13 protein-coding genes are annotated in these 13,004 nt (G+C 71.8%); 6 read left to right on the top strand and 7 right to left on the bottom strand.

What is annotated here, in order from left to right; translation table 11 throughout:
• A complete protein-coding gene (locus CRM73_RS03270) occupies positions 1-1,170 on the top strand; it encodes a cysteine desulfurase family protein (RefSeq protein ID WP_229586853.1) in 1,170 nt (389 codons plus the stop codon).
• Positions 1,171-1,176: 6 nt separating this feature from the next.
• Here the strand turns inward: CRM73_RS03270 and CRM73_RS03265 are convergent, their stop codons facing one another.
• From CRM73_RS03265 to CRM73_RS03255, 3 genes are all read right to left on the bottom strand, one after another.
• Positions 1,177-1,722, bottom strand: coding sequence for a hypothetical protein (locus CRM73_RS03265; protein ID WP_229586835.1), 546 nt, complete (start codon positions 1,720-1,722; stop codon positions 1,177-1,179).
• A gap of 159 nt (positions 1,723-1,881) precedes the next feature.
• Positions 1,882-2,448: a hypothetical protein gene (locus CRM73_RS03260; protein ID WP_126346754.1), complete on the bottom strand. Its 567-nt coding sequence runs from the start codon at positions 2,446-2,448 to the stop codon at positions 1,882-1,884.
• A 120-nt stretch (positions 2,449-2,568) separates the two neighbouring features.
• On the bottom strand, positions 2,569-4,116 hold the full coding sequence (locus CRM73_RS03255; protein WP_229586833.1) for a long-chain fatty acid--CoA ligase: 1,548 nt from the start codon (positions 4,114-4,116) through the stop codon (positions 2,569-2,571).
• Positions 4,117-4,423: 307 nt separating this feature from the next.
• Between CRM73_RS03255 and CRM73_RS03250 the strand changes: the two genes are divergently transcribed.
• Complete coding sequence (locus tag CRM73_RS03250; RefSeq protein WP_229586831.1) at positions 4,424-5,761, top strand: MFS transporter; 1,338 nt, start codon at positions 4,424-4,426, stop codon at positions 5,759-5,761.
• Positions 5,762-5,883: 122 nt separating this feature from the next.
• On the opposite strand, the gene CRM73_RS03245 is transcribed toward CRM73_RS03250, so the two are convergent.
• Positions 5,884-6,342, bottom strand: coding sequence for a MarR family winged helix-turn-helix transcriptional regulator (locus CRM73_RS03245; protein ID WP_017831751.1), 459 nt, complete (start codon positions 6,340-6,342; stop codon positions 5,884-5,886).
• Positions 6,343-6,539: 197 nt separating this feature from the next.
• Between CRM73_RS03245 and CRM73_RS03240 the strand changes: the two genes are divergently transcribed.
• Genes CRM73_RS03240 through CRM73_RS03225 form a run of 4 tightly spaced genes read left to right on the top strand, consistent with a single transcriptional unit; the run spans position 6,540 to position 10,135 of the window.
• Positions 6,540-7,511 (top strand): SDR family oxidoreductase, encoded by a 972-nt coding sequence (locus CRM73_RS03240; protein WP_229586829.1) that lies wholly within the window; start codon positions 6,540-6,542, stop codon positions 7,509-7,511.
• Between the two features lie 10 nt (positions 7,512-7,521).
• A complete protein-coding gene (locus tag CRM73_RS03235; protein ID WP_229586827.1) occupies positions 7,522-8,415 on the top strand; it encodes an amidohydrolase family protein in 894 nt (297 codons plus the stop codon).
• Positions 8,412-9,602 carry an acyl-CoA dehydrogenase family protein gene (locus CRM73_RS03230; RefSeq protein ID WP_229586826.1) on the top strand — a complete coding sequence of 397 codons (1,191 nt, stop codon included), beginning with the start codon at positions 8,412-8,414 and terminating at the stop codon, positions 9,600-9,602. The genes CRM73_RS03235 and CRM73_RS03230 overlap by 4 nt, the downstream gene beginning before the upstream one ends.
• A 56-nt stretch (positions 9,603-9,658) precedes the next feature.
• A complete protein-coding gene (locus CRM73_RS03225; protein ID WP_229586825.1) occupies positions 9,659-10,135 on the top strand; it encodes a MaoC family dehydratase in 477 nt (158 codons plus the stop codon).
• 89 nt (positions 10,136-10,224) lie between these two features.
• On the opposite strand, the gene CRM73_RS03220 is transcribed toward CRM73_RS03225, so the two are convergent.
• From CRM73_RS03220 to CRM73_RS03210, 3 genes are all read right to left on the bottom strand, one after another.
• Positions 10,225-11,406, bottom strand: a complete 1,182-nt coding sequence (locus tag CRM73_RS03220) for a malic enzyme-like NAD(P)-binding protein (protein ID WP_229586824.1) — start codon at positions 11,404-11,406, stop codon at positions 10,225-10,227.
• Between the two features lie 206 nt (positions 11,407-11,612).
• Entirely contained in the window at positions 11,613-12,233 is a 621-nt protein-coding gene (locus CRM73_RS03215) for a superoxide dismutase (RefSeq protein WP_017831745.1), read from the bottom strand.
• A gap of 117 nt (positions 12,234-12,350) precedes the next feature.
• Positions 12,351-12,881, bottom strand: coding sequence for an SRPBCC family protein (locus CRM73_RS03210; protein WP_017831744.1), 531 nt, complete (start codon positions 12,879-12,881; stop codon positions 12,351-12,353).
• Between the last annotated feature and the right edge of the window lie 123 nt (positions 12,882-13,004).

Genomic DNA, 13,004 nt, shown 5'->3' with positions numbered 1-13,004 from the left:
GTGCTGTACCTCGACTCGGCCGCCACCACCCCCGTCCGGCGGGAGGTCCTGGAGGCCATGTGGCCCTATCTCACGCAGGAGTTCGGCAACGCCTCGAGCCACCACGAGGCGGGCCGGCAGGCGCTGGCCGGGCTGGACCGGGCCCGCGGGACGGTCGCGCAGGTGCTGAACTGCCGGCCCGCCGAGGTCGTGTTCACGTCCGGCGGGACCGAGGCCGACAACCTGGCCGTCAAGGGCATCGCCCTGGGCCGCCGGGACCGGGACCCCGCGTGCACGCACGTGGTGACGAGCGCCGTCGAGCACCACGCCGTGCTCGACTCCGCCCGGGACCTGGCCCGCTGGGACGGCTTCGACGTCACCGAGCTGGGCGTGTCCGCCGAGGGGTTCGTGGACCCCGCCGCCCTGGAGAGGGCTGTTCGTCCGGGCACCGCAGTGGTATCCGTGATGCATGCGAACAACGAGACGGGTACGGTCCAGGCGATCGCCGACCTGGCTGCGGTGGCTCGGGCGCGGGACGTCCCGTTCCATACGGATGCGGTCCAGACGGCCGGGTCGCTGGAACTGGACGTACAGGCGCTCGACGTGGCGGCGCTGAGCCTCGCCGGGCACAAGATCGGGGGACCCAAGGGCGTGGGGGTGCTGTTCCTGCGCCGCGGGACCCCCCTGCGCCCGTTGCTGAGCGGCGGCGGGCACGAGCGCGGCCGGCGCTCCGGGACCTCGAACGTGGCCGGCGCCGTCGGCCTCGCCACGGCCCTGCGGCTGTCCGCCGAGGAGCGGGCGGCGAAGTCGGTGCGCCTGGCCGAGCTGCGGGACCGGCTGATCACCGGGATCCTGTCCGCGGTCCCGTCGGCCGTGCTGACCGGCCCGGACCCCCGGGAGCGGCCGGCGGCGCGGCTGCCCGGCAACGCCTCGTTCTGCTTCCCCGGCGTCAACGGCGAGACGGTCCTGGTGGACCTGGAGGCCCGCGGGCTGCTCGTCTCCTCGGGCTCGGCCTGCGCGGCCGGGGACACCGAGCCCTCCCACGTGCTGACCGCCATGGGCTTCCCCGCCGAGGTCGCCACCACCGCGGTCCGGTTCACGCTGTCCGCCGAGGTCACCCCGGAACAGGTGGACGGGATCGTGGCGGCGGCCCGGGACGTCGTCGAGCGGCTGGTCGCGGCGCGCGGCTGAACGCGCTCAGCCGACCGGGACCGGGAGCGCGACCGGCACCGGGTGCTGCACCCCGGCGTGCACGACAGCCAGGACCGGCTCGCCCTTCTGCTCCGCGCTCCGCGAGCTCTCCGGCACCAGGACCCAGGAGGGGTCCGGGCAGGAGTGGGGCGCGGGGCCCTCGGGAACCGCGCTCGAGGCGCCCCGGCCGTCGAAGCCCTCCAGCCGGAAGCCGACGACCGTCCGCCACCACAGGGTGCTCGGCGTGCTCGCGATCCCCCGGGTCTCGGTGATCACCAGGTCCGTCCGCCGCGTCAGGACCTCGGCGGTCCCCGGCTTCACGCACTCCCACGAGATCTCGGTCACCGACTCGGTCTCCGCCACGAACTCGAGCGAGGCCGCGTTGGCCTGCAGCGTCTCGTCGTCCCAGCCGAGCGCGGCCCGGGCGTCGGCGGCGGTCACGAAGCCGGTGCCGTCCTCGTGGAGCTGCGTGGCCGCCCAGGCCGGCGCCGCCAGCCCGATCGACACCCCCGCCGCCGCGAGAGCCGCCAGTACCACGATGACCTTGTGCATGTGCTTCCCCAATCCCCTGTCCCCCGACACCGGGGACGCGCTCCCGGATCGTTTTTCCGAACGCTAATGCAGGCACGGGGGGCCGATCCAGCGGCGTGACCCATCTGTGACCCCCTGTCCGACCTGCGGCGACACATGCGGTGCCGCGCAGCGCGCCCCTCAGGCCGCTTCCTCCCGCTCGGTGGGCACCGGGTGCGCCACCCCGTCGTGGACGACCTCCAGGGCAGGCCCCTCGTGCGCCTGCGCCCGTTCGGTGGACCGGGGCACCCGGGACCACGCCCCGTCCTGGTCCCCGCCCCCGTTCCCCGGGCAGGCGTCGAGGTCGGGGCCCTCGACCACGGAGACGGACACGGCGTCCTCGGCGAAGCCCTGCAGCTCGAAGCCCGTGACGGCACCCGTCACCGAGCTCCGCTGCACGGTGGCGACCAGGTCCGCCCGGGCGGTCGTCGTCGTCCGCCGCTCCTGCACGGCCACGGCGCCGGTGAGCTCCTGGACGCACTCCCACGACGCGGTGGCCACGGTGACCGTCTCCGCGACGAGGTCCAGCTCCGCGGCGGAGGTCTGCAGCCGGTCGTTGGTCCAGCCCACGGCCCGCAGGACGTCCTCCCGGCCGACGGAGCCCGTGCCGTCCGGGCGCAGCGTCACGGCCGCCGCGGCCGGCACGGTCAGCGCGACGGACGCCGCCGTCACGGCCGCCACCACGCAGGTCAGCAGTCTCTTTCCCACTCGATCTCCCCCAGTCCCCCCTGTCCCCCGACAGGAGTCCGGCCATCGGGCCGTGCTGGGGAGGCTAATGAAAAGTCGTGGACGCGTCCAGCCCGGACGGCGCGCGACCGGTCCCGCGCCTCAGCCGGCGGCCTGCTCGCGCAGGACGTTCTTGCGGATCTTGCCGGACGCGGTGCGGGGCATCTCGTCCACGAGGCTCAGCGTCTTGGGGACCTTGTAGCGGGCCAGCCGGCCGGCCAGGTGCTCCTGGATCGTCCCCGCGGTGAGCTCCCGCCCCTCCCGGGGGACGACGACGGCGTGCGGCACCTCGCCCCACTTCTCGTCGGGCACGCCGATGACCGCCACAGCGGCCACCTCCGGCAGCTCGAGGATGGCCGCCTCGACCTCCGCCGGGTAGATGTTCTCCCCGCCGGAGATGATCATGTCCTTGATCCGGTCCGCGACGAACAGGTAGCCGTCCTCGTCCAGGTAGCCCAGGTCCCCGGAGTGGAACCACTCCCCCTCGAAGGACCCCGCCGCGTCGGGGCGGTTCCAGTACTCCCGGATGACGTTGGGCCCCGAGAGCAGGATCTCCCCCGCCTCGCCGGGAGCCGCGGGCTCCCCCGCCGCGTCCACGATCCGCACGTCGGAGAAGAAGTGCGGCAGCCCGGAGGAGCCCGCCTTCTCGCGGGACTTCGCGGCGGGGAGGTTGGTGGCGCCCGGGGAGGTCTCCGTCATGCCGTAGCTGGCGGTGAAGGCCAGTCCCCGGTTCTCGTAGGCGTCCAGGACCCGCATGGGCACCGCGGAGCCGCCGCAGGTGAGCTTGCGCAGGGAGGAGAGGTCCGTGGTGTCCCAGTCCGGGTGCTCGCACAGCATCTGGTAGGTGGTCGGCACCCCGGAGAGCCAGGTGACGCGGTGGCGCTCGATGAGCTCCAGCACCCGGCCGGGCACGAACTTGGACTCGAGCACCAGCGTGGCGCCCTTCAGCAGCGTCGGCAGCACCCCCATCCCGAGCGAGGCCACGTGGAACATCGGGGAGATCATGAGCGCGACGTCGTCGGCCGCCACGTCGTAGTCGACCAGGACGTTGAAGCAGTTCCAGGTGAAGTTCCCGTGGGTCAGACAGGCGCCCTTGGGCCGGCCGGTGGTCCCGGAGGTGTAGAGGATCACGGCGAGGTCGTCCAGGCCCACCGGGACGTCCTCCGTCCAGGGCTCGGCCTCCGCGATCACCGTCCCGAGGGCGGGGACCCCGTCCGCGTCCTCCCCGTCCGCGCCCTCCTCGGCCGCGTCCTCCCCCGCCACGACCCAGCGGACCACGTCCGGCAGGTCCCGGGCGGCCGGTGCGGCCAGGCCCGTCAGGGCGGCGTCGTGGATCAGCACCGAGACGTCCGCGTCCTCGAGCTGGTAGCGGATCTCGGGGACGGCCAGGCGCGTGTTGAGGGGGACGAGGACCGCGCCGAGCGCTCCCGCGGCGAACATCGCCTCCAGGAAGGCCGGGCTGTTCTCCCCGAGGAACGCCACCCGGTCCCCGGGGCCCACGCCCCGGCCGGACAGGGCCGTCGCGAGGCGCCGGGACCGGTCGTGCAGCTCCCGGTACGTCAGCGTGCGCTCGCCGTGGATCACGGCCGTCCTGGGCCCGGACTTCTCGAGCCTCCGGACGAGCCAGGATCCCAGTCCCTGATTGCGCATGCGATCGTCTCCTCAAACAGTCGTCAAAGCCAATAGTTGAAAAGTTCCACTATTAGCCTCCAGCGTAGAGAGAGCTGGATCACATTGTCCAGGCCCCCGGGCGAACCCGACCCCGCGCGACTTTCCCACTTATGTCATCTTCTCAATGGTTGACATCTTCAATTGATTGCTGTTCCAATGGTCACACTGCGAGTCGGCCCACACCACCGCCCGGACGCACCCGAGGACCGGGGCCGACCCGTCCGCCGCACCGGAGCCCCGTCCCGGCGGCACACCCACTCTCTCTGCCCCAGAGCAAGGAACCGCCATGTCAGCAGCACCCGGCACCCTGGCGTCCCTGGACGCCCGCGCCAGGAACAAAGAGGCGCGCAAGGTCATCTTCTCCAGCTACCTCGGCTCCACCATCGAGTTCTACGACTTCCTGCTCTACGCCTCGGCCTCCGCCCTGGTCTTCCCCCACGTGTTCTTCACCGACCTCGACCCGCTGGCCGGCACCATCGCCGCGTACGGCACCTTCGCCGCCGGCTACCTGGCCCGCCCGCTGGGCGGGGCGGTCTTCGGCCACTTCGGCGACCGCCTGGGCCGCAAGAAGATGCTCATCATCTCGATGCTGATCATGGGCATCGCCTCGACGCTCATCGGCCTCATCCCCAGCGCCGCCGTCATCGGCTCCTGGGGAGCGGTCATCCTGATCCTCCTGCGGGTGTGCCAGGGCATCGCCGTGGGCGGCGAGTGGGGCGGAGCCGCACTGATGGCCCTGGAGCACTCCGCGAAGGGCAGGCGGGGGTTCGCCGCGTCCTTCACCAACGCCGGCGCCCCGACCGGCGCCGCACTGGGCACCTTCGTCCTGGGCCTGTTCGCCGCCATGCCGGAGGAGCAGTTCCTCTCGTGGGGCTGGCGCGTCCCGTTCCTGCTATCCGTCCTGCTGCTGGCCGTGGGCGTCTTCGTGCGCTCCCAGGTGTCCGAGAGCCCGATCTTCCAGGCCGCGCTGGCCAAGGAGGCCGCGGAGGGCCCCACCGCCAAGCGCAAGGTGCCCATCGTCGAGGTGCTGCGCCGCCCCCGCGCCCTGGTCTACACGATGCTGGCGGGGGCCTCCGGGTTCGCCCTCCAGGTCTTCCTGGCCACCTTCGCGGTCGCCTACGCGGTCGAGCGCGGCGCCGACCGGCAGCCGGTCCTCTACGCCTTCGCCCTCGCGTCCGTGCTCAGCGTGTTCTTCGTGGTCGGCATGGGCCGCCTGTCCGACCAGCTGGGCCGGCGCCCCGTCATGGTCGTGGGGCTGGTGCTGTTCATCGCCCTCATCCTCCCCATGTTCTCCTGGCTGGCCACCGGCAACGTGCTGCTGATCTTCGTGACCTTCACCATCGGGCTGGCCTGCCACGCCGCGATCTACGGACCGCTGGCGGCCTTCATCTCGGAGCAGTTCGGCACGTCGTCCCGCTACACCGGCGCGTCACTGGGCTACCAGTTCGCCACCCTGATCGGGGCGGGCTTCACCCCCACGATCCTCGCCTCGATCTACGCCTCCTCCGGGCAGGCCATCGCCCCCGTGGTCTGGTACCTGGCCGGGATGGCGGTGGTCAGCGCGGTGTTCATCCTGCTCACCCGTGAGTCCAAGGACTTCGACCTGGAGACCCACGAGCACTGACGCCGCCCGCTGCGGAGCACCTGCGGCACCGAGCCCCCGCCTCGTCACCGCCCTCCCCGATCGACCGGGGAGAGGGGGCGGGGCGGGGGCTCGGCGTCGTCGAGGGCCGGGGGAGCGGTCCGTCAGAAGGCCACCTTCTTCAGCAGCCGGGACAGCTCCTCCCGCTCCGCCGGGGAGAGCGGGGAGAGCGACTCCGCGGTGGAGTTCTCCACCAGGACCCTGGCCCGGGCGTACAGCTCCCGGCCGGCGGCGGTGGGGGCGATGATCTTCGAGCGGCGGTCCCGCGGGTCGGTCCGGCGCTCCACCGCGCCGCGCCGCTCGAGGTCGTCGAGGATGGCCACGATCTGACTGGGGTCCAGCACCAGGAACTGGCTGAGCTCGCGCTGCGTCAGCTGCTCCTCGCCGCAGGCCAGCGCCAGGACCGAGTAGTGGCGCACCTTCAGCTCCAGCTCCGCCAGCCTCCGATTGGCCGCCGAGGAGCCCGTCGAGGCGGCGCGGGCCATCAGGAAGACCGGCTCCGCCGTCAGCTCCGCCTCGAGGAGGCGCTCGAGACCGGCGGACGGGTCGGTGGGCGTGGTCATAGCGTCTCTCCTGGGGCCGGGGACCCCAGTCTACGGAATCCGTGCCCCCAGCATAGATGGAGGTTCTTAACCATTGACATTCTCAACGAATAGCGGTGGAATGGGGACGAACCCGCAGCAGTGACGGGCGTCACCCCGTCCGCCGATCCACGAGCGCCGATCCGTCAGCGCCGATCCGTCAGCGAAGGAGCCACCCCATGGCACAGGACAGCACCGCATCCCCGAGCACCACCCCTCTCGCCGGCAAGGTCGCCGTCGTCACCGGCTCCGGCCAGGGTCTGGGCCTGGCCTACGCCCAGGAGCTCGCCCGCCAGGGCGCGGCCGTGGTCATCAACGACGTCGACCAGGCCACCGCCGAGAACGCCGTCGCCTCCATCACCGGGACCGGCGGGCGGGCCGTCGCCGTCGTCGCCCCCGTGGGCTCCACCGAAACCGCCACCGCCCTGGTGCAGGGTGCGGTGGAGGCCTTCGGCCGCCTCGACGTCCTCGTCACCAACGCCGGGGTGCTGCGCGACAAGTCCCTGCTGAAGATGACCGACGAGGACTTCGACCTCGTCATCCAGGTGCACCTGCGCGGCACCTTCACCTGCGCCCGCGAGGCCTACCGGTACTTCAAGGAGAACGGGGTCCCCGGGCGGATCATCACCATCGGCTCCCCCACCGGCCAGTACGGCAACTTCGGCCAGACCAACTACGCGGCGGCGAAGGCCGGGATCGTGGGCATGGTCCGCACCTGGGCCCTGGAGATGAAGAAGGCCGGCGTCACCGCCAACGCCGTCATCCCCGTGGCCGCCACCGCCATGACCGAGACCATCCCCTTCTTCCGCTCCGCCGTCGAGGCCGACCGCCGCGGCGAGCCGATGCCGGACTTCTTCCGCAAGGACCTCGGCTTCGGCAACGCCGCCGACGTCGCCGGGCTGATCGCCTGGCTCGCCTCCGACGACGCCGCGGGCGTCACCGGCCAGGCCATCGGCGCCGGCGGCGACCGGCTCCAGATCTTCAGCCACCCCCGCCCCGTGGCCACCGAGTACCGCAACGGCGGCTGGACCTTCGAGGCGCTGCGCGAGCAGCTCCCCGCCATCCTCGAGGGCAGCCTGCAGCCGGTCGGCGAGACCCTGCCCCCGCTGCCGGAGGAACTGAAGCCCGAGTCCGCGACCCAGCAGTCCTAGGGGGACCACCATGCGCTACGAGTACGGTCTCGACCTCGCGTCGCTGAACGCGATCGACATGCACGTGCACATCGAGTGCTCCGACCACGGACACCCGTCCCTGCCCGCGGCCCTGACCGAGGCCTCGGCCAAGTACTTCAAGGCCGAGGACCGGTCCCCGTCCCTGGACACCATCGCCGAGCGCTACCGCGAGTGGCGGATGGCCGCCGTCGTCTTCACCGTCGACGCGACCACCGCCCTGGGCCACGAGCCGAACTCCATCGAGGAGATCGCCGAGGGCGCGGCCCGCAACAACGACGTGCTGATCCCCTTCGGCTCCGTGGACCCGCTCCAGGGCTCCACCGCGGTGGAGCGGGCGAAGATGCTCGTCGAGGAGCACGGCGTCAAGGGCTTCAAGTTCCACCCCTCCCTGCAGGGCTTCGACCCCTCGGACGAGCGGTTCTACCCGCTCTACGCGGCGATCCAGGACCTGCGCGTCCCCGCCCTGTTCCACACCGGACAGAACGGCATGGGCGCCGGGCTGCCCGGCGGGGGCGGGATCAAGCTGGGCTACTCCAACCCGCTGCTGCTGGACGCGGTGGCCGCGGACTTCCCCGAGCTCCAGGTCATCATGGCCCACCCCTCGGTGCCCTGGCAGGAGGAGGCCAACTCCATCGCCACCCACAAGGCCAACGTGTGGATCGACCTCTCCGGCTGGTCGCCCAAGTACTTCCCCGAGTCGCTGGTGAAGGCCTCCAACCGGCTGCTCCAGGACAAGGTCCTCTTCGGCACCGACTACCCGCTGATCACCCCGCAGAAGTGGCTCGGGGCCTTCGAGCAGCAGTCCTTCACGGACGAGGTCCGCCCCAAGATCCTCAAGGACAACGCCGTGCGCCTGCTCGGCCTCGACGGGGCACGGGCATGAGCACGGACGCCGGGCGCCTCTACCCCGACTGCGACCCGTACGGGATCGCGGAGAGACTGACCGAGGCCGAGAAGGCCCCCCTGCGCCGGCTGCGCCGGGTGCTCGAGGACGAGGTGCGGCCGCTGCTGGCCGAGTACTGGGAGGCCGGGGAGTTCCCCTACCAGATCGCCCCCTCCCTGCACGCCCTCGACCTCATGACCCCGCCCGAGCTCACGGCCGACGGCGGGCAGCCCCGGTCCCTGTACCACGGGTTCCGGATCTTCGAGCTGGCCCGCACCGACGCCTCGGTCGCCACGTTCTACACCGCCCAGGCCGGGCTGTTCCGCACGGCCTGCCGCGTGGGCGGCACGCCGGAGCAGTTCGCCGCGTGGGACCCGAAGATCACGTCCTTCGAGATGACGGGAGTGTTCTGCCTGACCGAGCCCGAGCACGGCTCCGACATCGCCGGCGGGCTGGCCACCACGGCCCGGCGCGAGGGCGACGAGTGGGTGCTGACCGGCACCAAGCGCTGGATCGGCGGCGCCTTCACCGCCGACCTCCTCGCCGTCTTCGCCCGCGACGAGGCCGACGGGCAGGTCAAGGGCTTCCTCGTGGACCGGCAGGCCCCGGGCGTGCGGCTGGAGAAGATCCACGGCAAGACGTCCCTGCGGATGATGCAGAACGCCGACATCCACCTCGACGGGGCACGGGTGCCGGAGGCACAACGGCTGGGGAACGTGAACTCGTTCAAGGACGTCGCCTCGATGCTGCGCGCCATGCGCTCCGACGTCGCCTGGATCGCCACCGGCATCCAGGCCGGCGCCTACGAGGCCGCGCTGCGCTACGTGCGGGAGCGCGAGCAGTTCGGCCGCCCGATCGGCGGCTTCCAGCTCGTCCAGGAGAAGCTGGCCCGGATGCTCGGCAACGTCACCGCGTCCCTGACCATGGTCGCCGGCCTCGCCGAGCGGCAGGAGGGCGGCGTCTACCGGGACGAGGACTCCGCCCTGGCGAAGATGTGGATCAGCCTGCACATGCGCGAGACCGTGGCACTGGCCCGCGAACTGGTCGGCGGCAACGGCATCACCCTGGCCCACGACGTCGCCCGCTTCCACGCCGACGCCGAGGCCGTCTACTCCTACGAGGGCACCCACGAGATCAACGCGCTCGTGGTCGGCCGGTCGATCACCGGCCGGAGCGCGTTCGTCTGAGCCGCCCGCCCGACACCACCCGATCCACCACCGACGCCACCACGTAAGGACACGCCATGACCGAAGCACAGACCCAGCCCCAGACCGTCGTCGCCTTCGACGAGGTGAAGAACCTCGTCGGCAAGAGCCTCGGGCACTCCGCCTGGCGGGAGATCACCCAGGAGCAGGTGAACACGTTCGCCGACGCCACCGACGACCACCAGTGGATCCACGTGGACCCCGAGCGCGCCCAGGAGGGCCCGTTCGGCGCCCCGATCGCCCACGGCTTCCTGACCCTGTCCCTGCTCATCCCGATGTGGTCCGAGCTCTTCGACGTGACCGGCGTGAAGACCAAGGTCAACTACGGCCTCGACAAGGTCCGCTTCACCTCTCCCGTCAAGGTGGGCTCGCGGATCCGCATGACCGTGACCATCACCGACGTCCAGGAGGTCAAGGGCAACGGCCTGCACCTGGTGGCCGACGGCACGATCGAGATCGAGGGCGAGGAGCGGCCCGCCGTGGTCGCCACCTTCCTCAACCGCTTCTACGCCTGAACGCGCTGCCCCCTGACCCGCGACGGCCCGGGTGACCACGGCATTCCGTGGTCGCCCGGGCCGTCGCGGGTCAGCGGGTGCGGAGCGGGTCAGACGGCCGCCTCGGCCCGCGCGCAGGCCGCCACGGCCTCGGCCACGGCCGGGGCGACCCGGGGATCCAGGGCGGAGGGCACGATGTGCTCCGCGGTCAGACCGTCCGCGGCGGCGATCGCCGCGATCGCCCGGGCGGCCTCGAGCTTCATGACCGGGGTGATCCGCCGCGCACCGGCGTCCAGGGCCCCGCGGAAGATGCCGGGGAAGGCCAGCACGTTGTTGATCTGGTTCGGGAAGTCCGACCGGCCCGTGGCCACCACGGAGGCGTACTTCGCGGCGACCTCGGGCATGATCTCCGGGTCCGGGTTGGCCAGGGCGAACACGATCGCGTCCTCGGCGAGTTCGGTGAGGTACTCCTCGGGGACCGTGCCGCCCGAGACGCCCACGAACACGTCGGCGCCCTCGAGGGCGTCCTTGGGTCCGCCGATCAGCCCGCGGGGGTTGGTGCGCGCGGCACAGCCGGCCTTGATCGCGTTGAGGTCGTCGCGCTCCCTCGAGACGATGCCCCGGGAGTCCATCAGCACCACATCGTCGATGCCCTGTGCCAGCAGGATTTCGGTGATCGCGATGCCGGCCGCGCCGGCTCCGGCGATCACGACCTTGAGCCCGGCCAGGTCCTTGCCCACCAGGGTCGCGGCGTTGAGCAGCGCGGCCAGGACGACGACGGCGGTGCCGTGCTGGTCGTCGTGCATCACCGGGATGTCGAGCTCCTCGATCAGACGCTGCTCGATCTCGAAGCAGCGCGGGGCCGAGATGTCCTCGAGGTTCACCGCGCCGAAGGACGGGCGCAGCAGCTTGACGGTGCGCACGATCTCCTCGACGTCCTGGGTGGCCAGCACGATCGGGATCGAGTCCAGGTCCGCGAAGGTCTTGAACAGGGCCGCCTTGCCCTCCATCACCGGCAGGGACGCGGCCGGGCCGATGTCACCCAGGCCCAGCACGGCGGAGCCGTCGGAGACGACCGCCACGAGCCGCCCGGCCCAGGTGTGCGTCCTGGCCATTGCCGGGTCGGCGGCCACCGCGCGGCTCACCTCGGCCACCCCGGGGGTGTAGGCGATGGACAGGTCGCGGCGGGTGGCCAGGGGGGACTTCGAGACCACGGCGAGCTTGCCGCCCTCGTGGGAGCGGAAGATCTCCTCGGACGTGATCGGGCCGGACTGCTGATTCTCGTCGCTCATGCGGGGTCCTCGTGCTCTCGTCGTTGAGTGCGAACAGGGTCCACGCCATTGTGCCCCACCGCCGGGACCCCTCCCCCGCCCGTGTGACGCTCCGGGACCTCCGCGGTGCCCCTCGCCCGGGCGGCACGGAGCCCCCGGACCGCGTGGTCCGGGGGCTCCGTTCGCGGGGTCGGGCGCGCGCGGCGCCCGACGGTGCGGACCGGGGATCAGATGATGGACCGGCCCCCGGTGCGCGCCTTCTCGAAGCGCTCCTGGACGTCCGCCCAGTTCACGATGTTCCAGAAGGCCTTGACGTAGTCCGCCTTGACGTTCTGGTAGTCGAGGTAGAACGCGTGCTCCCACATGTCCAGCTGGAGCAGCGGGATCGTGGCGACGGGCACGCCGTTCTGCTGGTCGTACATCTGCTCGATGACCAGGTTGCCGCCGACGGGCTCGAGGGCGAGGATCGCCCAGCCGGAGCCCTGGATCGTGGTGGCCGCGGCGGTGAAGTGGTCGCGGAAGGCGTCGAAGGACCCGAAGTGGTCCTCGATCGCCGCGGCGAGCTCACCGGTCGGCTTGTCGCCGCCCTCGGGGGAGAGGTTCTGCCAGAACACCGAGTGGTTCACGTGGCCACCGAGGTTGAACTGCAGGTCCTTGGACAGCTTGGCCGCGGCGGCGCCGTCACCGTTCGCGCGGGCCTCCGCCATCTTCTCCAGGGCGGTGTTGGCACCGGCCACGTAGGTGGCGTGGTGCTTGTCGTGGTGCAGCTCCATGATCTTCGCGGAGATGTGGGGCTCGAGCGCCGCGTAGTCGTAGGGGAGATCGGGAAGGGTGTACTTCTCGGCCATAGGAGAGTCCTTTCGAGTGCTGTCGTGTGGTTCCACCCTCGTCCCGCGCGCGAGCAGGGGTCAAGGAGGTTCCGCCACCAGCGTACGGCGCGCCCCCGGGCAGCCTCCGCCGGGGGCTCAGAAGAAGTCGGGCGGGCTCTCGAGCGGGCAGCGGGGCGGGTGGGGGGTCAGCTGGGACGGGACCGTGAACTCGTAGTCCCCCGTCTCGATCATCCGCCCGAGCGTCTCGAGGGCGTTCCGGGCGCTCCGGCGGGCGGCCGGTTCGAGCAGGCGCCACAGCCAGGCCTTGGACTCCGTGAACCGCCCGTCCACGGCCTTCTCGATCCGGGTGCCCCCCTCCACCGGTTCCCAGGTGATGGTCACCAGCAGATCCACCACGCCCTTGGTGGTGCGCATCCCCAGGCGCCGGCCCGGGACGTGGTCGGAGACGATGTTCACGAAGGAGAAGCGGAGGGGGCCCACGCGGACCGTGGACTCGATCGACGTGCCGAGCTGCAGCACGGCCGTGCTGACCTGGTAGTTCCGCTCCGGGATGGGGTTCCAGCGGCGCAGGCAGCCGGGGTCGAGCAGGAAGCGCTCCACCAGGGCCGGGTCGGCCGCGACCACGGCCGTGTCCACCAGCCGGAACGTCGTGGCGCCCTTCAGCATCGTGTCCTCCGCTCCCCGGTCGGATCCGCGCCCCGGGCAGGCACGCGCAGTGCACGGACGGGAGCAATTCGCATGTGCACACAACTACTCTAGTGATCGGCCGCCGGGGGGCCCGCCCGTCCG

The sequence above is a fragment of the Kocuria sp. CCUG 69068 genome (genome assembly GCF_020833785.1).
GTDB classification, from domain to species: Bacteria; Actinomycetota; Actinomycetes; order Actinomycetales; family Micrococcaceae; genus Kocuria; species Kocuria rosea.
The sequence above is the reverse complement of the archived record's forward strand: the minus strand, read 5'-3'. Positions and strand labels throughout refer to the sequence as shown.

Excerpts from the sequence above, each read along its gene's own strand:
- CRM73_RS03225 (WP_229586825.1), top strand. The coding sequence starts at position 9,659 with ATGACCGAAGCACAGACCCAGCCCCAGACCGTCGTCGCCTTCGACGAG.
- CRM73_RS03250 (WP_229586831.1), top strand. The coding sequence starts at position 4,424 with ATGTCAGCAGCACCCGGCACCCTGGCGTCCCTGGACGCCCGCGCCAGG.
- CRM73_RS03210 (WP_017831744.1), bottom strand. The coding sequence starts at position 12,881 with ATGCTGAAGGGCGCCACGACGTTCCGGCTGGTGGACACGGCCGTGGTC.
- CRM73_RS03240 (WP_229586829.1), top strand. The coding sequence starts at position 6,540 with ATGGCACAGGACAGCACCGCATCCCCGAGCACCACCCCTCTCGCCGGC.
- CRM73_RS03220 (WP_229586824.1), bottom strand. The coding sequence starts at position 11,406 with ATGAGCGACGAGAATCAGCAGTCCGGCCCGATCACGTCCGAGGAGATC.
- CRM73_RS03245 (WP_017831751.1), bottom strand. The coding sequence starts at position 6,342 with ATGACCACGCCCACCGACCCGTCCGCCGGTCTCGAGCGCCTCCTCGAG.
- CRM73_RS03235 (WP_229586827.1), top strand. The coding sequence starts at position 7,522 with ATGCGCTACGAGTACGGTCTCGACCTCGCGTCGCTGAACGCGATCGAC.
- CRM73_RS03230 (WP_229586826.1), top strand. The coding sequence starts at position 8,412 with ATGAGCACGGACGCCGGGCGCCTCTACCCCGACTGCGACCCGTACGGG.
- CRM73_RS03215 (WP_017831745.1), bottom strand. The coding sequence starts at position 12,233 with ATGGCCGAGAAGTACACCCTTCCCGATCTCCCCTACGACTACGCGGCG.
- CRM73_RS03255 (WP_229586833.1), bottom strand. The coding sequence starts at position 4,116 with ATGCGCAATCAGGGACTGGGATCCTGGCTCGTCCGGAGGCTCGAGAAG.
- CRM73_RS03265 (WP_229586835.1), bottom strand. The coding sequence starts at position 1,722 with ATGCACAAGGTCATCGTGGTACTGGCGGCTCTCGCGGCGGCGGGGGTG.